This is a genomic window from uncultured Salinisphaera sp., from assembly GCF_964012375.1.
GTDB lineage: Bacteria > Pseudomonadota > Gammaproteobacteria > Nevskiales > Salinisphaeraceae > Salinisphaera.
This window is the reverse complement of the sequence record NZ_CAXGSH010000073.1, coordinates 1-20,966: the sequence shown is the minus strand read 5'-3', so window position 1 is coordinate 20,966 and position 20,966 is coordinate 1. Positions and strand designations below refer to the sequence as shown.

Below are 20,966 nucleotides of genomic sequence, written 5' to 3'. Positions count from 1 at the left end.
CGGCATTGATGGCCTGAACCCCGGACCAGAGGGCGGTCGCCGTGGCCAGCCCCACCATGAGAGTCACCAGCTGGAACGGGCGGCGCCACCAATGCGACAGAAGCGCCCGAAGCGTCACCGCGATCACGTCACCCGCCCCCGCGACAGGGTCAGGCGCCGATCCATCCGGTCTGCCAGCGACAGCGAATGGGTCGCGCAAAGCAGCGCGGCGCCTGTTTCGGCCACGAGCTCCAGCATCAGCGTAACCACGCGGCCGCCGGTTTCCTCGTCAAGGTTGCCCGTGGGTTCGTCCGCGAGGACCAGATCGGGCTTCATCGCCAGTGTCCGCCCGATGGCGACGCGCTGCTGCTGCCCGCCGGACAGTTGCTCGGGGTATTTCGAGAGGTGATCCGTCAGCCCCAGGCGCTCGGCCAGCGCATCGAGCTGATCGCGGCCAACGATATCGCGTGCACTCTGAGCGACCTCGATGAGTTCATGGCCGGCGAAGCGCTGCCGTATCTCGGTGAGGTATTCGTTCTGCTGGGCCACACGCTCAGTCACGAAGGCGCTGCTCGCATCGGCCGGCCAGAGCCGATTCACGTACAGCGCGCCCACCGGGATATGCGTATCGCTCAGCTGTTCGATGACCCGTGCTGTTTCCTCGATCGGCAGCCGTTCGGCCTGCAGCACCGGATGGAAAACCGATTCGTCGTGCAGGCGCTGACGGGCCTGGGCGAAGCGTTCGGCACGCTGGCGCAGGCGCGTGAGCACGCGATCTTCGCGCTCGGGCTCGCTCACCCCGGCCATCGAACGCCACATGCCCTGAAGCTTGTTGACCTTGGCGCGCTGGGCCTGCAGACCTTCCACCCAGGCGCCCAGCATGGAGGGCAGCGTAAGCAAACGCAGCGTATGGCCGCTGGGCGCGGTATCGAACACCACCCGGTCGAAACGCTGCGGACACCATTCCATGATCCGGGTGAAGCGGTCGAACAAGGCCGATTCCGCCGTGCCCGGTGCCTGGACGGCCAGCTTCAGGTGCCGGTCGAGCGCCGGCAGCACCGCCTTGGACACCGCGGATTCCGCATCCTCGCGAATGCCCTCGACGTAGGCCTTCGCATCGGCCTCGGGGTCGATTTCCATCGCCCAGAGATTGTCGCCCGCCGCGCTCGGCTCTCCGCTCAGTCGCGTTTCGAGCAGGTCGGACACCGAGTGTGCCGGATCGGTCGATACCAGCAGCGTACGCTCGCCAGCGGCCGCCAGCCGCAGCGCGTTGGCCGCGGCAAGCGTGGTCTTGCCGACCCCGCCCTTGCCGCCGAACAGATAGAACCGCGTGGGCAGATCGTTGCGATGTGTATGCGAGTGCGCCATGGCGATAGTCTGCCAGTCGGCCGGGCGTTACGGGGCCTAGCTAGAGGTACAACGGTGCTTGCAGGCAGGCGTTTCGCGCCATGCGGGCCCGGCAGGCAGACCGTCACCGCGCCCGGGCAGGCCTTGGCTCAGCAGCAAACGCCCGCTTCGGGAAACGTTTCCATACCCATGCGCTGATGCCAGCGATGAAAGGCCTCGATCAGGTCGGGATAGAGCTCGAGGGCATAGTAGTCGGCGGGCCCGGGAATACCCAGGGCCTCGAGAAACAACAGCGCCACCAGCACATCTTCTTCCGAACGCGCTTCGCGGGCGATGCCGGCACGCCAGGGCGCCATGAACAGTTCGTCGTGATAATCGGAAAAACGTTGCCAGAGGCTCTTGTCGGTCATGGCTGTCGCTGCGCGTCTGCGGTGGGTCGAGCCGGCGAAGGCTGTTGCACCCTTGCCAGCACGGCGGCCATCACGGTCTGCGTATCGGGCAGGCGGCCCGAATAGAGCGTATTGCCGTCCACGACCACGGCCACCGGCGCGCCCGCCCGGGCCACGGCCCGCAGCGCGGTCAATACGCCCGCGCCATGGGCACGGGCGGCCCGCCAGACCGCAGGGTAGAGCCAGACCAGATTCCGCGGGTCGACCACGGTCAGTTCCAGATCCGGCACGGCGGCGGCCAGTGCGCGATAGATCTCGCCGACCTGTTCCATGCGTGCCCGGCTGTGGCTGAAATCGGCGGCGCCGCCGAGCGCCGTATGGCGTTCGCCCAGCCGGCCACAGCAACCCGAGCCGCTATGTTGGGCATCCTGTTCGCGCACCAGAATCACCTGGTGCACGCGCCCGCCCGCCAGCCTGCCGCGCACGGCAGGGTCGACGACGGACGCCGAACTCACGATTCCTCGGCGGCCGCGCTCGGGTTGCGACGTTCGCGGTTGAACGCCGTGAACGCTTCTACCACCAGCCAGGCCGCGAGCACGAAGATCGCGGCATCCATCACCAGCAGCAGCCAGTCGCCCTTGGCAAAGAAGTCGCCCAGGTTGAGCAGCAGCGCCCAGGTGGTCATGAACAGCAGGAACACCAGCGGAATCAGGGCTGCCAGCGGGTTGCGATTGCGGGCCAGCAGCCATACGCCGATGATCGACAGCGCGAGCCCGGCGGTGAGCTGGTTGGTGGTACCGAACAGCGTCCACAGACGGCCGAAGGCAAAACCCTTGCCGCCGGAACTGTCGCCGCCGGGCAGCAGTGCCAGCCCCAGCGGAATCAGCACGGCGAGCGTGGTAAGCAGATTGACCCGGCCCACCAGTGCCTTGACCCCGGCCAGCTCTGCGATCTCTTCCAGGATATAGCGCTGCAGGCGCACCCCGGTATCCATGGTGGTGCCGGCGAAGGTGATGACCACCACCGCCGCGAACGTCGCGCCCAGCGTTGCCGGGATGCCGAGGTTGCTCAGAAAGTGGCCGGTGCCGGTCACGAAATGGCCGAGCGCGCCGCCGGAGGCCGCGCCGAAATCAGCGTACGCGGCGTTCCAGTCACCGGCCGCGCCGAGACCCGCGGTACAGGCCAGAATCGCGGCCAGCGCCAGTGCGCCTTCGCCCAGCGCGCCGCCGTAGCCGACGAAACGCGCCTCGGTTTCGTTACCCAGCTGTTTCGAGGTGGTCCCGGACGCAACCAGGCTGTGGAAGCCGGAAATCGCCCCGCAGGCCACGGTGATGAACAGATAGGGGAACCAGTGCGGCGAATTCGGCGCGACTTCGTTGACCGCCGGCGCGCTGATCGTATCCCAGCCGATGAGTACACCGAGAAAGATCACCGCCAACGCGACGATGAGCTGCTGGCCGTTGATGTAATCGCGCGGCTGCAGCAGCACCCACACCGGCAGCCGTGAGGCAATCCAGGTATAGGCAAAGATCAGGATGATCCAGGTCGTGCGCACCGACAGCCCGACCGCCTCGGCCAGCCCGTCGACGTAGATCGGATAGGCCTGGCCGACCGGGATTGCGGCATAGAGCAGCAACAGCCCCAGGATCGACGGGATCACGATCGATCGGCCCATGCGATAGGCCCACTGGCCGATGAACACGGCGATCGGGATCACGATCAGCGCCGGTACCACCGCGCCCGGATTCTTTTCGAACAGAATCGCCATGACCACGCCGAACACCGCGTTCACGAGCGTGAGCAAGAAGAAGATGATGAGCAGAAACAGCGTACTCGCGCGCGCCGACACCACCTTGCCGGACAGGGTGCCGATATTCTGGCCGCGGTTGCGCGCGGAGACGACGATAGAGCCGAAGTCGTGCACGCCGGCCGCGAAGATCGTGCCCAGAATCACCCAGGTGAGTGCCGGCAGCCAGCCCCAGTAGACCGCAATCGCCGGGCCTACGATCGGCGCCGCACCCGCCACCGAGGTGAAGTGATGGCCAAGCAGTACATGCTTGTGGGTAGGAACGAAGTCCACGCCGTCGCGCATGGCATGCGCCGGGGTGACGAAGTTCGGATCGAGCCGATAGACCTTTTCTGCCAGATAGCGCGAGTAGAACTTGTAGGCGAAATAGAACGCCACCAGCGTGATCACGATTAGAAGAAAGGCCGGCATATCGTCTCCCCACGCTTTCGCGCCCCGCGTTCGGGCGCTGTACAGTCGGCAAATGCTAGCAACGCGCCCGACCTCGACGATAGTCGACTATCGTCGGTCGTTATTGCCCCGGTGTGTCAAAGGCCGAGCGGATATCGCCCGTCTCACCCGCCGCAGGCGACGCAGCTCGGGTCGGCCGGAACCTGCAGGCTGTGCCAGCGCTGGGTGCGGGCATCCAAAGTCAGCAGCCGCGCGGAGAGCGTATCCGCCATGCCGACGATAAGCTTGATGGCCTCCAGCGCCTGCAGGGTGCCCACCAGACCGGGCACCACGCCCAGCACGCCGGCTTCGGCACAGGTCGGCGCCGCCCCGGCCGGCGGCGCGCTGGCGAACAGGCAGCGATAGCAGGGCTGGCCGCCGGCCGGGAATACCCCGACCTGGCCGGAAAAGCGCTCCACCGCGCCATACACCAGCGCAATGTTCGCAGCCACGCAGGCGTCGTTGATGGCATAGCGCGCGCTGAAGTTATCGCTGCCGTCGACGACCAGATCGTAGCCGGCCACCAGCTCGGCCGCGTTATCTGCGCTCACCCGCGTTTCGATCGGCTCGATATCGATGCTCGGGTTGAGCGCGCTCAGGCTGGCCATGGCCGAACGCACCTTGGGCTGGCCCACGCTGGCATCGCGATGCAGGATCTGACGATGCAGGTTGGAACGATCGACCACGTCGTGATCGACGATGCCGATATGCCCCACCCCGGCCGCGGCCAGATAATAGGCCGCCGGCGAACCCAGCCCGCCCGCGCCGATGATCAGCACGCGCGCATCGCGCAGCTTTGTTTGCCCTGCCTCACCGACTTCCGGCAGCGTGAGCTGGCGCGCATAGCGGGCCCGATCGGCGTTATCCAGCATCGCAGGCGTTTCGAACGCCAGCCCGGCGTCCTTCCAGGCATCGAAGCCGCCCTCGACCGAGCGTACGTCGCCATAGCCCAGTCGCGTGAGTTGATCGGCGGCCAACAGCGAACGCGAGCCCGAGGCACACAGCAGCAGAATCGTATGGTTCGGATCACCGACCTGCTGTTCGAGACGCATTTCCAGAAAACCACGGCCCAGCGGCTTCGCCCCAACCGGCGTGCCCTGGGCGATTTCGTCGGCCTCGCGAATATCCACCAGCAGCGCGCCGTCTCGTGCCAGCTCGGCCGCGCGCTCGGCGCTGACCGGCGGGATGCGCTCACGCAGCGCTGCAAGCTCGTCTTTAAGGCTCATGGCGTTCGTCCAGGTCGTCGTTGTCGTCGCGATCGTCTTCGATCGCTCCATCCAGGTCGGCTGCGGCGCCCAGCTCGGCCTGGCGCGTCCAGCCCGCACCGATCGACTTGCTGGTATTCGCGCCCATCTTTTTCAACTGTTCGCTACGCCGCACGATATTGCCGCGCCCGCTGACCAGCTTGTTGCGCGCGCCGTCGAAGGCCTTGTTGGCGGTATCCATGGCGCGGCCGAGCTTGTCCAGATCGTCCACGAAGCCTACGAACTTGTCGTAGAGCGCGCCGGCTTTATTGGCGATCTCGGCCGCGTTTTCTTCCTGCTGCTGAAGCTTCCAGAGATTGGCGATCGCCCGCAGCATGGGCATGAGCGTGGTCGGCGAAACCAGCGCGATGTTGGCGTCCAGGGCCTCGCGCTGCAGATCGAAATCACCGCGTAGCGCCTCGACATAGGCTGCTTCCGAGGGGATGAACATGAACACGTAGTCGAGTGTTTCGATACGGTCGATGTTCTGATAGTTCTTGGCCGACAAACCTTTCAGATGACGGCGCACTGAAGCCACATGGTCGGCCAGCGCGGCACGGCGCGTGGTTTCGTCTTCGGCCTCGTGTACGCGCAGATAGGCGGTCAACGACACCTTGGCATCGACCACGATGCTGCGCTGTTCGGGCAGATGCACGACCGCATCCGGCAGCTGGCGATTGCCGTCCTCGGTCGTGGCGGCAAACTGGGTTTCGTACTGCACGCCTTTTTCCAGCCCCGAGCGCTCGAGCACGGTTTCCAGAATCATCTCGCCCCAGTTGCCCTGGGTCTTGGATTCGCCGCGCAGCGCATTGGCGAGATTGGTCGCATCCTCGGCAATGGCCTTGTTCGACTGCTCCAGAAGCCGCACCTGCTCGGCCAGCGCCGAGCGCTGGCGATTTTCCTGATCGTAGGCTTCGCGCACCTGTTTCTCGAAGCGGCCGATATGCTCGCGCAGCGGATTGATCAACGGTTCCAGGCTGGCCTTGTTCTGCTCGGTAAAAGCCCGGCTTTTTTCTTCCAGAATCTCCTGCGACAGCGTCTTGAACTGGTGGGTCAGTGCTTCGCGTGCTTCGGTGAGCGTCTTGAGCTTGTCCTCGGCATGGCGCCGTTCGCCGTCCAGCCGGGTTTCCAGCCGTGCGTTTTCGGCGCGTGCATCATCGAGCGCGGCGCGGGTCTCGGCCAGTTCGGCTGCCCGGCTATCGGCTTCGCGCTGCGCGCTGGCCCGGTCGGCGACCAGCTGGGCCTGTTTCGAACGCGCCCAGAGCCACACGAACACGCCGCCCAGCAGCGCGCCGGCCAACAGGGCACAGCCAAGATATAGGGTGCTATCGGATGTCATCGTGGAGGGGATGATCTTCGCGGTTCCAAAACTAAAGACGCCAGTCTAAACCCGCAGCGTCGATCGCCGCGCTGCTGCCCAACAGGGGCGCCCGCCAGGGCGTACAATACGCGCCTCGATTTCCCAGCTCGCGATATGGTCGCGCCCATGATCCTGCAACTGCGCAACCTGCGTCTGGCCTACGGCACCCATCCCCTGCTCGACGATGCCGAACTGAGCATCGATCGCGGCGAACGCGTGGCGCTGGTCGGGCGTAACGGCACCGGCAAGTCCACGCTCATGCGGATCGTTTCGCAGGAGATCGAGCCGGACGAGGTCATTCGCGAGCAGAAGCCGGATCTGCGTATCGCACGGCTCGAACAGGAGGTGCCGGCCGGTACCGCGGGGGCCGTGTTCGACGTGGTCGCCGGCGGCCTGGGCGATGTCGGTGCGGCGCTGGCCCGCTTTCACGAGCTGACCGCGCGCCTGTCGGCCGGCGAGGACGTGATGGACGCCTTCTCCAAGGCCCAGGCCCGGGTCGAGGCCATGGACGGCTGGACGCTCGCGCCCCAGGTCGAATCTACCCTATCGCGCCTCAATCTGGACGCCGACTGGCAGTTCGAAGCCCTGTCGGGCGGGCAGAAACGCCGCGTGCTGCTGGCCCGTGCGCTGGTGCAGGAGCCCGACCTGCTGCTGCTCGACGAGCCCACCAACCATCTGGATATCAGCGCTATCGCCCAGCTCGAGGAGATGCTGCTGGCCTGGAACGGCGCGCTGTTGTTCATTACCCATGACCGCGCGTTTTTGAAGAATCTGGCCACCCGCATCATTGACCTGGATCGCGGCAAGCTCACCTCTTGGCCCGGCAACTACGACAGCTTCATCGAGGGCAAGGAAAAGATGCTGGCCGACGAAGAGAAGGCCAACGCCTTGTTCGACAAGCGCCTTGCCCAGGAAGAAGTCTGGATTCGCCAGGGCATCAAGGCCCGGCGTACCCGTAACGAAGGCCGTGTTCGTGCCTTGAAGGCCATGCGCGCCGAGCGTGCCGAACGTCGTGAACGCGGCGGCACGGCCAACATCGTCACCCAGGACGCCGCACGTTCGGGCAAGCATGTGATCGTGGCCGAAAACCTGGCCTACACCTGGCGCGACGCCGGCAACGAAAAACCGATCGTCAACAATCTGTCGACGGTGATCCAGCGCGGCGACAAGGTCGGCATCATCGGCCCCAACGGCTGCGGCAAGACCACGCTCATCAACCTGCTGCTCGGCCGTATCGAGCCCGATGCCGGCACCATCAAGCTGGGCACCAATCTCGATATCGCCCATTTCGACCAGCATCGCGCCGCGCTCGACGACTCCATCAGCGTGCTCGACAACGTGGCGCAGGGACGCTCCTCGATCACCATCAACGGCCAGGACCGGCACGTGATGAGTTATCTGCAGGACTTTCTGTTCTCGCCCAAGCGCGCGCGCAGCCCCACGCACGTGCTCTCCGGCGGTGAACGCAACCGGCTGCTGCTGGCCAAGCTGTTCACCCGCCCAGCCAATCTGCTGATCATGGACGAGCCCACTAACGATCTCGACGTGGAAACCCTGGAGCTGCTCGAAGAACGGCTGATGAGCTACGAAGGCACCCTGCTGCTCGTTTCGCATGATCGTGCTTTTTTGGACAACGTGGTCACCAGCAGCCTCGTGTTCGAAGGCAACGGCGAGGTCAATGACTATGTCGGCGGCTATACCGACTGGCTACGCCAGCGTCCGCGCGCGGCCGAGCCCGCGCCGGCAGCGAACAAGAAGGCCAAACCCGCCGCCCAGGCTGCCCAGCCCGCACCCAAGCCCAAGCCGGCCAATCCGCTGAGCAGCGCCGAGCGCAAGGAGCTGCGCACCCTGCCGGACACGATCGAAAAGCTGGAAACGAAAATCGAAGGCTTCGAGGCCGAGTTCGGTGAATCCGGCTTCTACGATCGCCCGGCCGACGAGATCAAACGCAAGACCGAAGCGTTGGGCAAGGCGCAGAGCGATCTGGAAAACGCCCTGGAGCGGTGGGAAGCTTTGGAGGCGCGCCAGGGCTGATTCGCGGCAAGCCGCTTCGTGCGTTTGTTCCGCAACAATTCGAATGGAAAGCGCAGTGCGCGTTGTGTAGCGAAGCTACATGAGCGCGCTGCAACGCCGGATTGCGGAAAAATATAGCGCGTCCCTTCGGCCCTGCGCTTCAGGCAGATCCTAGCCCGACATCAGAGACTTTCGACCGGTCACCATTTGACCGGCGGCCGTCAGGCGGCGTCAACCGGCCGCGCCGACGCCAGCCCTTCCCGGCCGCTGGGCACCCCGAAGCGCTGACGCAGTCGGGCCGCTTCGTCGAGCACGGCATCCCTGGCCGCCACTTCGAGCATTTCGCGTTCACGATCCATACGCCGTATCTCGGCACGCGGCCAGGCATCGCGTGCTTCACCGCGCGGCATGTTGGACGTGGACAGAAACAGGCTGTAGATCGCCGGATAATCGGCCTGGGCGCCACCCGGCGCGTGGTAGTGGTCAAGCAGTACCTTGAGCCGTATCGCGCCTTCGGAGAGATTCAGCTCGCCGGTAAGCAGGCTGTCGGCAATGATGGCCATGCTGTGTTCCAGGTCGGCCTCGGTTTCGGCGAGAACCGCCGCGTTGTGGGTTTCGCGCTCTTTTTGCTGATTGAGCACGCGCCACCACAGCCAGCCGGCATAGCCGGCGAGTGCCACCACCACGACGACCGCAAGCGCGGCGAGCCAGCCCATCACCGCCTAGCGCTGCTTGCGAGCGTTGCCGACCGTACCGGGACGCAGTGCGTACTGCTCGGTGATATCGATCGTCGCCAGGCCGGAGCGATTGTTCGGCCGGTAGAGCACGATCTGAATCGCGCGATCCGGATAGCTGAAGTACACGCGCGAGGTACTGGCGTCGCCGCTGACACCGGTATCGGTGCGAACTGCAGGCGTATCGCCCTGATTGGGCGCACGTGCGAAGGTGGCGATCAGATTCTCGATGGCCTGTTCGCCGTCTTCGCTTCGAAACGAGCCGAGATTGCGCGACACGCGGGTGAGCCGATCATCGCGAATGGTCAGCGTACCCACCGGTTTGCCGTAGGTGTCGCGGCCGACGATCACGGGGCCCTGCTTGGGAAAGAGCATGTACTGGCCCTCGGCCTGGGCCGGCACCGTATTGAAATGGGCATTGGCGATGGCCAGCGTATCCGCACGCGAGGCGCCAAGTTCCAGGCTGGTGCCGCCGATCGAGACCGTCTGGGCCGAAGCCAGGGGCGCAATACAAAGCGCCAGCAAACCAAGCGCCGCACAAGTCCAAAGATGTCGTGCCATGTTCGTTCTACCTCGTTGTTGCTCGAACCCACTCGTGCATCTAACACGCACTATGCCTGCAACGTAGCAAACGAGCGAGGCCCGCGGATGCGGGCCTCGTGTACAGCGGGGTCGTATGTCGTTCATACCAACCGACTTGCGGCCGGTACACAGGCCCTAGGCGGCCGCGCCCTTGGATACCGCCAGCAGCATCTGGTTCATGCGGCGCACGAACGTGGCCGGATCGTCCAGTTCGCCGCCTTCAGCCAGCACGGCCTGTTCGAACAGCAGCTGCGAAAAGGCATCGAACTCGTCTTCGCCCTGCTCGCTGGCGAGCTTCTCGACCAGCGGGTGCGTCGGGTTGATTTCCAGATGCGGCGCGGTATTGGGCATCTCCTGACCGGCTTCCTTGAGAATCCGTTCCAGATGCGCCGAAATACCGTGCTCGTCAGCCACCAGGCAGGCGGGCGAATCGGTCAGACGATGGGTCACGCGCACTTCGTTTACGCGTTCGCCCAGCGCCTTCTTGACGCGCTCGACCAGGTCCTTGGATTCCTCTTCGAGCTTGGCCTGTTCGGCCTTTTCTTCCTCGGTTTCGGCATCGCCGAGATCGAGCGCACCCTTGGCAACCGACTGGAAGGTCTTGCCTTCGTATTCGGTCATATGGGCCATGACCCATTCATCGACGCGGTCGGTGAGCAGCAGCACCTCGATATCCTTCTTCTTGAAGATTTCGAGATGCGGGCTGTGCTTGGCCTCGGCCAGCGTGTCCGCGGTGATGTAGTAGATCTTGTCCTGGCCTTCGGCCATGCGGGCAATGTACTCGTCCAGCGCTACGCCCGGATCCGCGCTTTCGTCGCGGGTGGTCTTGAAGCGCAGCAGCTTGGCGATCTTGGCCTGGTTTTCGTGGTCTTCGACGATGCCTTCTTTCAGCACCTGGCCGAATTCGTTCCAGAACGTCTTGTACTTCTCGGGCTCTTCGTCGTCCCTGGCCATCGACTCGAGCAGGCCGAGCACCTTCTTCACCGAGCCGGCCCGAATCTTGTCCAACAGCTGGTTGTTTTGCAGGATTTCTCGGGAGACGTTCAACGGCAGGTCATTGGAATCGATGACGCCCTTCACGAAGCGCATATAGCGCGGCATGAGCTTCTCGGCATCGTCCATGATGAACACGCGCTGCACGTACAGCTTCACGCCGTGCGCCTTGCCGTTCGGGTCGAACAGGTCATAGGGCGCGCGCTTGGGAATATAGAGCAGGTTCGTATATTCCTGGCTGCCTTCGACCTTGTTGTGGGTCCAGGTCAGCGGGTCTTCGTAGTCGTGGCAGGTGTGCTTGTAGAACTCGGCATAGTCTTCGGCCGAGATTTCGGACTTGGGCTGGGTCCACAGCGGCGCACCGCGGTTGACCTGTTCCCAGCCGGCTTCCTTGCCCTCTTTCTCGTCTTCCTCGGACAGTTGCTCGCGCATCATGATCGGGAAGGCGATATGGTCCGAATAGGTGCGCACGAGATGGCGTAGACGCCAGTCGTCGAGGAACTCGTCCTCGCCTTCGCGCAGATGCAGCGTGACTTCGGTACCGCGTTTTTCCTTGTCGCTGGCTTCCAGCGTGTACTCGCCGCCGCCGTCCGAAGTCCAGCGCACGCCTTCGGATTCGCCGCCGTGGCGGGTATCCACCACGACCTTTTCGGCGACGATGAAGGCCGAATAGAAACCGACACCGAACTGGCCGATCAGATGCGCGTCTTTTTTCTCATCGCCGGAAAGCGAATCCAGGAATGCGCGCGTGCCGGACTTGGCGATGGTGCCCAAGCGGTCGATGACCTGCTCGCGGGTCATGCCGATGCCGCTGTCACCGATAGTGACGGTACGGGCGTCCTTGTCGTAATCGATCCAGATCTTGAGTTCGGGATCGTTTTCGAACAGGGCATCGTTCTTCAGACCCTCGAAGCGCAGCGTATCCAGCGCGTCGGAGGCGTTGGAGATCAGCTCGCGGGCGAAGACCTCCTTGTTCGAATACATCGAATGGATCATCAGCTGCAGCAGCTGCTTGACCTCGGCCTGAAAGCCACGGGTTTCGGTGTTCTGGTTTTCGCTCATGGCGGTATTGAATCGTTGTTGAACGGTGTATGGGCGGCGATCACTCGACAAACTATCGCCTTGATAGCCTTGAGTGTGGCCCGTCAACGCCGTTTTCAAGCGCTACGTGCTGCACAGCGGCATTCGGCCCTTGCACTCACGGGCCCGTGTCCGGATGATGCGCGCTCCCAGTTTTCAGCCGGCGTGCCCATGGCCTATACCGAAGACACCCCCATGAACAGCCTGCTGGCCGGCATGGCGAGCGTGGACGCCGAGGCCTGCCAGGAGTTCGCCCGGCGCCAGCACGCGGCCGGCCACGGCGCGGACCTGCAAACCGCGGCCCGGCTACTGCACGATCAGGCCTTTGCCGCCCAGCTCGATCGACCGGCCGAACTCGTGGCCTGGAAATATCCGGAGCGCTTCGAGCCGCTGGATCAGACCCTGCTCACCACGGCGCTGCAGGCGGCCTCCGATAACGAGCGCGAGCGGGTGCACGGCCTGATCGCCGAACTCGACTTTGCCGATATCACCGCGCTGTCGAGCATCGCCAACCATCTGGCGCGCGCCTGCGAGCAATTCGGCCGCTTTGGCGCCTATCGGCCCGATCCGCAGCAGTCGCTGTTCTAGGCCCCCATGCAACTCGACCTGCTCGTATTGCGCTGCCAGCAGCTGGAAACGAGCCGTCAGTTCTACGAAAGCCTCGGCTTTCGCTTCGTCGCGGAAAAACACGGCACCGGGCCGCGTCACTATGCCGCCGAGGACGCTGGTTTCGTATTCGAGCTATACCCGGCGGCGGCGAACGAAGCACTCGGCAACACCCGCCTGGGCTTTAGGGTAAAACACGTACCGCAATCGCTAGCGCAGGCGCCGGAAACCACCACGCGCGAATTCGATGGCACACGGATTTATATCGTGCGCGATCCGGATGGCCGCAAGGTCGAGCTGCGTGAACCGGCGTCGTAGGGCGACGCTTGTCGATTTCGACTAAGCCGGCACCCCATGCCGATATCCAGGGGCGCGACAGCTACGCCGCGCCCCGCATGCGTACGCCTCAGCCCATCGTCAACACCACGCGAAAACGCGCTTCGTTGCTGATCATGCGGGCATAGGCTTCGTTGACCTCGGCCAGCGGATAGGTCTCGATCCGGGTTTCGATATCGCGCAGCGCCGAAAAACCCAGCGTGTCCTGGGAATCCTGGGGCGCACCGCTCGGATGCCCGGCCACGCTGCGCCGTGCCATGAGCAGCTGGAACGGGGATACCTCGATCGGCTCGGGCGAAGCCCCCACCACCAGCAGCTGGCCGTTCACGCCCAGCCCGTCGATAACCGAACTCATCAGCTTGGGGTTCGGGGCAGTGGCCAGAATCACCCGCGCGCCGCCAAGCGCCTGCAGTGCCTCGGCGGCGTCCTGTGCTTCGGTATCGATATAGGTATCCGCGCCGAGGTCGAGCGCGAGCTCCTTTTTGTCGGTTCCACGCGACAGGGCGACGGTATGAAAGCCCATCGCATAGGCATATTGAACGGCCAGATGCCCCAGCCCGCCCACGCCGAGCACCGCCACCACGTCGCCGGGCTGCGCGCCCGAGTTGCGTAGCGCATTGTAGGTGGTCACCCCGGCACACAGCAGCGGTGCGGCCGCGACCGAGGACAGGGCATCGGGAATGGCAACCAGCGCCTCGGCCGGCGCGATCATGTATTCCGCGTAGCCGCCGTCGTAGGAAATGCCGCAGATCTGCTGATGGGCACAGGTGACGAAATCGCCGCGCCGGCAGGAGTCACAGGCAAAACAATGCCCACCATGCCAGCCCACGCCCACGCGCTGGCCCACCTGCCAGTGGTCGACATCGTCGCCGACCGCGTCGATCACCCCGGCGACTTCGTGGCCGGGCACGCGCGGATAATCGAGCCCCGGAAAACCGCCTTCCTTGACGAAGGCATCGGAATGACAAATCCCGCAGGCTTCGATACGAACCCGAACCTGGGCCGCGCCCGGATCGGGAATATGCCGATCGACCAGTTGGAAGTCGCCGCCCGCCGCATTGATCTGAGCCACCTTCATTTGCGCCATGTCACCCAGCTCCTGAGTTTTGGTTGAACGCTTTCGACCATACCACCCCGCGCGACGAGCGCACCGCCGGGCGCCGTCCGAAATACAGTGCTTGCCTCCAATCCGAGGGCGTCGCACTATCTCGCCATGTCGATACGTCAAATCAGTGCCGTCACGCTGTTCGTGACGGACATGGCACGCAGCTGTGCCTTTTATCGGGGGCTGGGGTTCGAGCTGAAATTCGGCGGCGAGGAGGCGGGTTTTTCCAGCTTTCATGCCGGCGAGAGCTTTCTTAACCTCAGCGCGGGGGACAAGGCACGGCCGGGCGGCGGCCTGACGATATTTTATGTCGACGACGTCGATGCCCAGTACGAACGGGCGCTCGCGGCAGGACTCAAGCCGGATTTCGAGCCGGCCGATGCGCCCTGGGACGAACGCTATTTCCATATCCACGACCCGGACGGCTATACCCTGTCGTTCGCCACGCCGCTGGCCGAGTACCGACGCCACAAGCGGCGGCTGCGTGAATGCGTGGGCATCGATGGCTGTCCGGGCGGCTGGATCGCGGTGTCGCACGAAGGTGCCTTCGTAGACCGCGATCTGGCCAACCTGCTCAACCGCCTGGCTCCGGCCGTGGTCGCGATCGACATGCCCATCGGCCTGGCCGACGAACAACAGACCCGCGGCTGCGACCATGCCGCGCGCCAGCTATTGGCCGGCCGGCGCGCGACCAGCGTGTTTCCAACCCCGGTACGCGCGGCGTTGCTCGGCCGCGATCACGGCGAGGCCAGCGCCATCAACGCCGAATACTGTGGCAAGCGCCTGTCGGCCCAGACCTACAACCTGCTGCCCAAGATTCGCGAACTCGACGACCTGCTGCGCCGTTCGGCCTACTGGCAGGCGCGTCTGTACGAAACCCATCCCGAAGTCAGCTTTGCGGCCATGAACGGCGGCGAGGCGCTTGCCGACCCCAAGCGCAGCAGCACCGGCCACCTCCAGCGACGCGAACTCATCGCCGCCCACTTCGGCCGCGATGCCTTTGCCAACGCTCGCGCCCTGGTGTCGAAGCAGCAGGCCGGCGACGACGATATCGCCGATGCCTTTGCCTGCCTGTTCACCGCCGAGCGTATTGCCAACGACGAGGCCGTCACGCTGCCCGAAGCGCCGGAATACGACAGCGAGGATCTGCCGATGCGTATCGTCTATTGAACGCGCCGGCGCCATCAGTCCGCCAACGCACGCAAAACGAACGCATGCCCGGTATGAACCGTAGGCCGTAGGTGGATTAGCGAAGCGTAATCCAACATGGAACGCGGCAGCCAAGCCGCGTCTCGTCCCTCGGCTGCTAACACCCCCTCGGCAGTTCTTGTTGGCTTACGGCCTTCGGCCTAAGCCAACCTACGCGCCCGGGCCAAGCGCGGCGGCACCGGCCCCCGCAAACCGCTTCAGCCGCCGCCGAACAGCTGCCCGACGATACGAAAACCGGCGATATAAGTGCCCGCCGCCGAGCCGATGGTGGAGAACACGAACACCAGCAGCGTGCGCGACACGCGGTTCTTCCACCAGCCGGTGGCTTTCGTCACGTCGCTTTTCAACGTGGAGAAATCGCCCACCCGCGGCTTGCGCAGCCACAGCTCGGCGGCCGCCGTGACCATGCCGGCCCCAATGGTGGGGTTGAGCGAGGTCAGCGGCGCCGCGATGAAGGCGGTGACCACCGTCAACGGATGCGCAAGCGCCGCAGCTGCACCCAGCGCGGACAGCGCGCCGTTGATGATCACCCATTCGATCACCATCTGCTGGCCCAGGCCCGCGCTGCGCGAAAACCCGATCGCGAAGCCGGTGAACACCAGCGCGACCACCACCCAGGGAATCCATTTCACCCAGCGCGCGCCGGGCGGCACGCGATCGAGCTCGGCGACCACGGCGTTCGGATCGTCCATGCCGTTTTCGAGATAGTGCGCCAAGCCTTTCAAGTGGCCGGCGCCGACCACCACCAGCGTATGCCGCGCCGGTGCCAGCCTGAGCAGCTGGGCGGCCATATAGCGGTCGCGCTCGTCGATGAGCGTTTCGTGCATGGTGGCGGATTCGGCGGCGAACTCGTTGAAGGTCGATTCGAGCATGTCGCCTTCCTTGAGCCGCTCGATATCGGATTCCTCGATCTTTTCGCGCGACAGCAGGCTGGCGAACAACGCGCCCAGCGTGCTCATGCGCTGCCACCAGGGAATACGCCGATAGACCCGTTTCAGGGTGATACCGATATTGCGATCGACCAGTTCGAGGGGCAGATCGGCCGCCGCACAGCTATTGATCGCGGCGCGCATTTCCGCCCCCGGCTCGATGCCGAACTGGTCGGCCAGACGCTGCTGATAGGCGCCCAGCGCGAGATTGGCCGCCACCATGCCGGCCTTGCCCTGGCGCAGTACCTGGAACAAATCCATCTGCTCGAGTTCGCCGGCGCGGGTGAGCGCGGCATGGCGAGCGTCGCAGAGTTCGATGGCGACGCTGTCGTAGTCGCCGGATTCGATTTCGTGCTGCACTTCTTCGGCGCTGGCGCGCGAGACGTGGGCGGTGCCCAGCAGCGTGTATCGGTGCTCGCCGCGCATGACCACGCGCCGTGGGCCGCCGCTGTGCGCGTGGGCCGCGCTGTCGATTTCCGTCATATCTGACCTTGTCGGCGCTCTCGGGCGCGCGCATGCCACCGCCTCATGTCGGCGGTGCCACTAGAAGTTGTTCGGATTGCCCTCGACGAGCGTGCCCTTGCCTTCGACTTCACCCTGGCGATGCCATTCCAGCGCGCGGCCGTCGATGGCCACCCGGTAGCAGTCGATCTGCGGCGACTCGTCGTAGTCGAAGCACATCTGATCGTCTTCGATCGTCCAGCGTGCCTGATAGCCCGGCCCGCGAATCGTGCCGTCCGGGGCATAGAACTCGGTATAGGCACTTTCGGGGGACATGGTGCCGGTTACGGTATTGCCAATCACCCGTTCGCGAATGGTATCGGCGTCGGCAAAGCCGCTCGCCGTGGCGGTTTCGGCTTTCGCGGTCGCGCTATCGGCGCTTTCGCCGTCGTCGTTGTTGCCACAGCCGCCGAGCACGAGCGCGACGGTGGCGGCGATCGCGAAGGCGGCATATCGGGTACCGCCCGAACGGGCCGATACGAAGCTCGATGTCTGCTGCACGACGATTCTCCAAAAGACGGTTTTCACGATGGTAGCGGTTTCGCGGGCGAGCGTCAGCGCAAACGCTATACAAGGCGACGACTGCACACTATTATTGCGAATCGTTCTCAATAACAATCTTCGGCTTCGGCTTTATATCCTGGGGGATTATCTTGCGGTATTCATCTACACGCCTAACGCGTGCGCTTGGCTTCGTGTTCTTGCCGAGCCTGGGCGCCGGCCTTCTGTATAGCGGCATCACGCTGGCGCAGGACGCAACGGGCACGACCGGTAGCGAAACGCTTTCCACCATTCAGGTTCAGGGAGAATCGGAGGTGGAGACGGCAACCAGCCCCGTGGACGGGTATACCGCCAAGCGCACGCGTTCGGCCACCAAGACGGACACGTCGATCGCCGAAACGCCGCAGTCGATTTCGGTGATCGCCGCCGACCAGATCCAGGCCCAGAACGCACGCGATATTCGTCAGGTGCTGCGCTATGTATCCGGCGTGGTACCGGAACTACGCGGCAACGTCGCCAGCCGCTACGATCAGCTCACGCTGCGCGGCTTCCAGCCCGATACCTATCTCGACGGGCTCAAGCAGCTGGGCTATTTCTATACCATCCCCAAGACCGACCCCTACCTGCTCGAACGCGTCGAGGTCATCAAGGGGCCGGCATCGGTGCTTTATGGCCAGACGCCGCCGGGCGGGCTGATCAACCTGGTATCCAAGCGTCCGACCGAGGATCAGACCAACGAGTTCTATCTCGAAACCGGCAACGACAGCCGGCTGGGCGCGGGCTTCGATATCGGCGGCACGCTCGACGAAGAAGGCGATGCTCTGTACCGCGTGGTTGCCACCGGCAGCCAGCGCAACGGCCCGCAGAAGACCGTCGAGACGTCGAACTTCTCCATCGCGCCGTCGCTCACACTGCGCCTGTCGGATGCGACCGAGCTCACCCTGCTGGCCAAGTATCGCAACGATCCGGATTCCGGCTCCTACGGCGCGCTGCCGTATCAAGGTACGGTCGATCCGCTCAGCAACGGCAGCAAGCTGCCGCGCGACTTCTACGACGGCGACGAGAACTTCGAAAGCTTCGACCGCAAGACGGTTCAGCTCGGCTACGAGTTCTCGCACTGGTTCAACGACAGCCTGCAGTTTCGCCAGAACTTTCGTTTACGCGATGCCGAAATCGATTACCGCAGCGTCTACGGCGCCGGGCTGAGCGATGACCAGACCACGCTCATTCGTGGCACGGCGGCCTCGCAGGAGAACGTCAACGGCATTCTCATCGACAACCAGCTGCTCGGATACGTTGATACCGGCCCGGTCAAACACACCCTGCTGGGCGGCTTCGACTATCAGAATCTGGATGCCGATCGCTACTACGGACTTGGGCAGCCTGGCACCGCTACCGCACCGCCAACGCTGTCGCTCGACAACCCCGACTACGACCAGACCATTCCGGAAATCGAGCGCAATCGCTTCGAATTCGATCAGGATCAGGTCGGTTTCTATCTTCAGGATCAGGCCAAGATTGGTCGTCTGACTATGCTCGCGGGCGGTCGTTACGACGTAATCGACACCACTGCCCTTGGCCCCGATGGCAGCAATCGCGATACGCGCACCGACCGGGCCTTCACCGGCCGTCTGGGCACGCTGTATACCTTCGACAACGGCATCGCGCCGTTCTTGAGCTATACCGAATCGTTCCAGTCACCAGCGACCAGCGGCACCCGCAACGACGTGCTGGACCCGACCGAGGGCGAGCAGTACGAAGGCGGCGTGAAGTTCCAGCCGCCGGGCACCAATACGCTGGTCACGCTGTCCGCGTTCGAGCTCAAGCAGACCAACGTCACCGGCTCGCTGCAGCCGGACGGCACGCGCTCGCAGACCGGTGAAGTGCGGGTACGGGGCCTGGAGATCGATACCAAGGCCAGCCTGGCCAACGGTCTGGACCTGTCGCTGGCCGCGGCCTATCTGGATTCCGAAATCACCAGCGCCGAGGACGGCACCCAGGGCAACGAATACCAGCGTACCCCGGACTACACGGCTTCGGTTTGGCTCGACTACACCCAACCCGCCGGTGCCTGGAAAGGCGCGGGCGGCGGCATCGGCGTGCGCTATGTCGGCGAGCAGCAGGTCAGTAACGACAACGAAAACCAGGTGCCCGACTACACGGTGGCCGATGCCGCCCTGCACTACGAGCTGGGCGGCCTCGATCCGGCCTACGAGGGCTGGCGTGTGGGCCTGAACATGCAGAACGTGTTCGACAAGAAGTACGTGGCCTCCTGCCTGAGCTCGAACTTCTGCTACTACGGCTACGGCCGCGAGACGACCGCCACGGTCAGCTATCGCTGGCAGTAGGCGTCGGCCATATCGGCGGATATCCGCGAAAGGCGGTCCTTCGGGGCCGCCTTTTTATTTGCGCACAACCTAATCGCCTGCTCACGGCGCTTGCACTCCCCGTTTTGTTATATAAAATGAGAATCGTTCGCATTTGCATCCAAGCGGTTGCTGATGGAACGGAGGGAAACCTTCATCTCGGTGGATTGCGCGGCCCGAATCGGGCCGCGCTCTTTTAATGACCGCCGGATGAACAGTCATCGGTAACGTCGGGCCGTCGTCGACCGATATTAGATTCGGGGGCCACCATCATGTATTGCTCGCACGTCCCGCGGGACGCAGTCGTCTGCCCGTGCAGCACACGCGGCTGCAATCCGCCTGCGGTCAGCCGCCGCGCGCCCCATAGCGCGGTTCAGTCCACATGACGCCCCTTGCCCGACTACGGGCGCTCGACCCCATCTTTCAGCTGCACTGGCTGCTCGGCATCACCGCCGGCGTGGTGCTGATGCTCATCGGGGTGACCGGCGGCCTCATGTCGTTCCAGGAAGACATCCTGGAATGGATCAACGCCGACCAGGTCGCGCACTACCAGAGCAATGAGCGCCTGAGCCCGCCGGCTCTGGTCGCACGTTACGAAGCCGAACATCCCGATCACGCGGTGAGCAGCCTGTTCTGGCGTCAGGATCGCCCCTACCCCGTCTTTCTGAGCTATCGCACGCCGGAGACGACCGGCCGCCGTGGCGAACGCGCCATGCTCGATCCGACCACCGCCGAGCCGATCGGCATGCTGCGCGGCCAATGGACGTTCGGGCTGATTCGCCAGCTGCATCAGCGCCTGGCCGCGGGTGCCACCGGCAAGCTCATCGTCGGCATCTCGACGATCGCACTGGTCGTGCTTTCGATCAGCGGTCTGTGGATTCGCTGGCAACGACGCCCGCGCCAGGGCTGGCGTTGGCTATGGCCGCGCGCGCTCGGCGGCAAGCTCGCCGGCGAATGGCATGCCGTGCTGGGCCTGTGGGCGCTGCTGGCTTATCTGCTGGCATCGCTGACCGGCCTGTGGTGGTCGTTCGACTGGTATCGAAACGCGGGCAAGGCGCTTTTCGAAAGCGACACGGCTGCCCAGGTCGAACTCGAGCAGCCCGCCGAGACCGTCGATATCGACCGGTTGTGGGCATCGGTCGGGCCGCGGCTCGTCGATGCAAAGTCGGTGTTCATGCGCCTGCCGGACGACCCCCGCGCGCCGGTGGAGATCCATTACGTGCCCGGCGACGCCTTCCATCGCTACGCCGACGACGAGCTGTTCGTGCATCCAACCAGCGGCGCGATCCTCGGCGCGGCCCGGTTTGCCGACGAACCCGCAGGCAACCAGCTGCTGGCCAGCCTCTATGCGCTGCATATGGGGGCCTTCTTCGGCACGCCGGGCGTGATCGTGATGATGCTCGCCAGCTTTTCGCTGCCGGTTTTCTTTATCACCGGCCTGTTGCTGTACCTGCGC

The 20,966-nt window shown here is 64.3% G+C and carries 18 protein-coding genes; 6 read left to right on the top strand and 12 right to left on the bottom strand.

All coding sequences use genetic code 11. The annotated features are described in order from the left end of the window. Window positions 1–123: 123 nt before the first annotated feature. From ABNU97_RS12865 to rmuC, 6 genes are all read right to left on the bottom strand, one after another. On the bottom strand, window positions 124–1,347 hold the full coding sequence (locus ABNU97_RS12865; protein WP_348767096.1) for an ArsA family ATPase: 1,224 nt from the start codon (window positions 1,345–1,347) through the stop codon (window positions 124–126). Window positions 1,348–1,475: 128 nt separating this feature from the next. Next, complete coding sequence (locus tag ABNU97_RS12860; RefSeq protein ID WP_293626578.1) at window positions 1,476–1,736, bottom strand: cory-CC-star protein; 261 nt, start codon at window positions 1,734–1,736, stop codon at window positions 1,476–1,478. Then, entirely contained in the window at window positions 1,733–2,230 is a 498-nt protein-coding gene (locus tag ABNU97_RS12855; RefSeq protein WP_348767095.1) for a hypothetical protein, read from the bottom strand. The genes ABNU97_RS12860 and ABNU97_RS12855 overlap by 4 nt, the downstream gene beginning before the upstream one ends. Beyond that, window positions 2,227–3,933, bottom strand: coding sequence for a carbon starvation protein A (locus ABNU97_RS12850; protein WP_348767094.1), 1,707 nt, complete (start codon window positions 3,931–3,933; stop codon window positions 2,227–2,229). The genes ABNU97_RS12855 and ABNU97_RS12850 overlap by 4 nt, the downstream gene beginning before the upstream one ends. 143 nt (window positions 3,934–4,076) lie before the next feature. Next, window positions 4,077–5,177, bottom strand: a complete 1,101-nt coding sequence (gene moeB / locus ABNU97_RS12845) for a molybdopterin-synthase adenylyltransferase MoeB (protein ID WP_348767093.1) — start codon at window positions 5,175–5,177, stop codon at window positions 4,077–4,079. Beyond that, window positions 5,167–6,534: a DNA recombination protein RmuC gene (rmuC, locus tag ABNU97_RS12840; protein ID WP_348767092.1), complete on the bottom strand. Its 1,368-nt coding sequence runs from the start codon at window positions 6,532–6,534 to the stop codon at window positions 5,167–5,169. Before rmuC ends, moeB begins: the two co-directional genes overlap by 11 nt. A 147-nt stretch (window positions 6,535–6,681) precedes the next feature. Between rmuC and ABNU97_RS12835 the strand changes: the two genes are divergently transcribed. Further along, window positions 6,682–8,589 (top strand): ATP-binding cassette domain-containing protein, encoded by a 1,908-nt coding sequence (locus ABNU97_RS12835; RefSeq protein ID WP_348767091.1) that lies wholly within the window; start codon window positions 6,682–6,684, stop codon window positions 8,587–8,589. Between the two features lie 200 nt (window positions 8,590–8,789). Here the strand turns inward: ABNU97_RS12835 and ABNU97_RS12830 are convergent, their stop codons facing one another. From ABNU97_RS12830 to htpG, 3 genes are all read right to left on the bottom strand, one after another. Then, window positions 8,790–9,284, bottom strand: coding sequence for a DUF2489 domain-containing protein (locus ABNU97_RS12830; protein ID WP_348767098.1), 495 nt, complete (start codon window positions 9,282–9,284; stop codon window positions 8,790–8,792). A 6-nt stretch (window positions 9,285–9,290) separates the two neighbouring features. Further along, window positions 9,291–9,863, bottom strand: coding sequence for a hypothetical protein (locus ABNU97_RS12825; RefSeq protein WP_348767090.1), 573 nt, complete (start codon window positions 9,861–9,863; stop codon window positions 9,291–9,293). Window positions 9,864–10,019: 156 nt separating this feature from the next. Further along, window positions 10,020–11,939, bottom strand: coding sequence for a molecular chaperone HtpG (gene htpG / locus ABNU97_RS12820; RefSeq protein ID WP_348767089.1), 1,920 nt, complete (start codon window positions 11,937–11,939; stop codon window positions 10,020–10,022). 189 nt (window positions 11,940–12,128) lie between these two features. Here htpG and ABNU97_RS12815 point away from each other — a divergent pair, with 189 nt between their 5' ends. Together ABNU97_RS12815 and ABNU97_RS12810 are read left to right on the top strand one after the other, a co-directional pair. Beyond that, window positions 12,129–12,545 (top strand): hypothetical protein, encoded by a 417-nt coding sequence (locus tag ABNU97_RS12815; RefSeq protein WP_348767088.1) that lies wholly within the window; start codon window positions 12,129–12,131, stop codon window positions 12,543–12,545. Window positions 12,546–12,551: 6 nt separating this feature from the next. Next, window positions 12,552–12,881, top strand: coding sequence for a VOC family protein (locus tag ABNU97_RS12810; protein ID WP_348767087.1), 330 nt, complete (start codon window positions 12,552–12,554; stop codon window positions 12,879–12,881). A gap of 88 nt (window positions 12,882–12,969) precedes the next feature. Here the strand turns inward: ABNU97_RS12810 and ABNU97_RS12805 are convergent, their stop codons facing one another. Then, window positions 12,970–13,986 carry an alcohol dehydrogenase gene (locus tag ABNU97_RS12805; protein WP_348767086.1) on the bottom strand — a complete coding sequence of 339 codons (1,017 nt, stop codon included), beginning with the start codon at window positions 13,984–13,986 and terminating at the stop codon, window positions 12,970–12,972. Window positions 13,987–14,112: 126 nt separating this feature from the next. Between ABNU97_RS12805 and ABNU97_RS12800 the strand changes: the two genes are divergently transcribed. Next, entirely contained in the window at window positions 14,113–15,174 is a 1,062-nt protein-coding gene (locus tag ABNU97_RS12800; protein ID WP_348767085.1) for a DUF429 domain-containing protein, read from the top strand. A 236-nt stretch (window positions 15,175–15,410) separates the two neighbouring features. Here the strand turns inward: ABNU97_RS12800 and ABNU97_RS12795 are convergent, their stop codons facing one another. Together ABNU97_RS12795 and ABNU97_RS12790 are read right to left on the bottom strand one after the other, a co-directional pair. Further along, window positions 15,411–16,568, bottom strand: a complete 1,158-nt coding sequence (locus ABNU97_RS12795; RefSeq protein ID WP_348767097.1) for a TraB/GumN family protein — start codon at window positions 16,566–16,568, stop codon at window positions 15,411–15,413. Window positions 16,569–16,685: 117 nt separating this feature from the next. Then, window positions 16,686–17,144, bottom strand: coding sequence for a hypothetical protein (locus tag ABNU97_RS12790; RefSeq protein ID WP_348767084.1), 459 nt, complete (start codon window positions 17,142–17,144; stop codon window positions 16,686–16,688). Window positions 17,145–17,338: 194 nt separating this feature from the next. Here ABNU97_RS12790 and ABNU97_RS12785 point away from each other — a divergent pair, with 194 nt between their 5' ends. After that, on the top strand, window positions 17,339–19,492 hold the full coding sequence (locus tag ABNU97_RS12785; protein WP_348767083.1) for a TonB-dependent siderophore receptor: 2,154 nt from the start codon (window positions 17,339–17,341) through the stop codon (window positions 19,490–19,492). Window positions 19,493–19,892: 400 nt separating this feature from the next. Continuing rightward, window positions 19,893–20,966: PepSY-associated TM helix domain-containing protein (locus tag ABNU97_RS12780; protein ID WP_348767082.1), on the top strand; the 1,074-nt coding region annotated here is incomplete at its 3' end.

Coding starts and splice junctions, on each gene's coding strand:
- ABNU97_RS12865 (WP_348767096.1), bottom strand. CDS start 1,347: ATGGCGCACTCGCATACACATCGCAACGATCTGCCCACGCGGTTCTAT.
- ABNU97_RS12860 (WP_293626578.1), bottom strand. CDS start 1,736: ATGACCGACAAGAGCCTCTGGCAACGTTTTTCCGATTATCACGACGAA.
- ABNU97_RS12850 (WP_348767094.1), bottom strand. CDS start 3,933: ATGCCGGCCTTTCTTCTAATCGTGATCACGCTGGTGGCGTTCTATTTC.
- moeB (WP_348767093.1), bottom strand. CDS start 5,177: ATGAGCCTTAAAGACGAGCTTGCAGCGCTGCGTGAGCGCATCCCGCCG.
- rmuC (WP_348767092.1), bottom strand. CDS start 6,534: ATGACATCCGATAGCACCCTATATCTTGGCTGTGCCCTGTTGGCCGGC.
- ABNU97_RS12835 (WP_348767091.1), top strand. CDS start 6,682: ATGATCCTGCAACTGCGCAACCTGCGTCTGGCCTACGGCACCCATCCC.
- ABNU97_RS12830 (WP_348767098.1), bottom strand. CDS start 9,284: ATGGGCTGGCTCGCCGCGCTTGCGGTCGTCGTGGTGGTGGCACTCGCC.
- ABNU97_RS12825 (WP_348767090.1), bottom strand. CDS start 9,863: ATGGCACGACATCTTTGGACTTGTGCGGCGCTTGGTTTGCTGGCGCTT.
- htpG (WP_348767089.1), bottom strand. CDS start 11,939: ATGAGCGAAAACCAGAACACCGAAACCCGTGGCTTTCAGGCCGAGGTC.
- ABNU97_RS12815 (WP_348767088.1), top strand. CDS start 12,129: ATGGCCTATACCGAAGACACCCCCATGAACAGCCTGCTGGCCGGCATG.
- ABNU97_RS12810 (WP_348767087.1), top strand. CDS start 12,552: ATGCAACTCGACCTGCTCGTATTGCGCTGCCAGCAGCTGGAAACGAGC.
- ABNU97_RS12805 (WP_348767086.1), bottom strand. CDS start 13,986: ATGGCGCAAATGAAGGTGGCTCAGATCAATGCGGCGGGCGGCGACTTC.
- ABNU97_RS12800 (WP_348767085.1), top strand. CDS start 14,113: ATGTCGATACGTCAAATCAGTGCCGTCACGCTGTTCGTGACGGACATG.
- ABNU97_RS12795 (WP_348767097.1), bottom strand. CDS start 16,568: ATGCGCGGCGAGCACCGATACACGCTGCTGGGCACCGCCCACGTCTCG.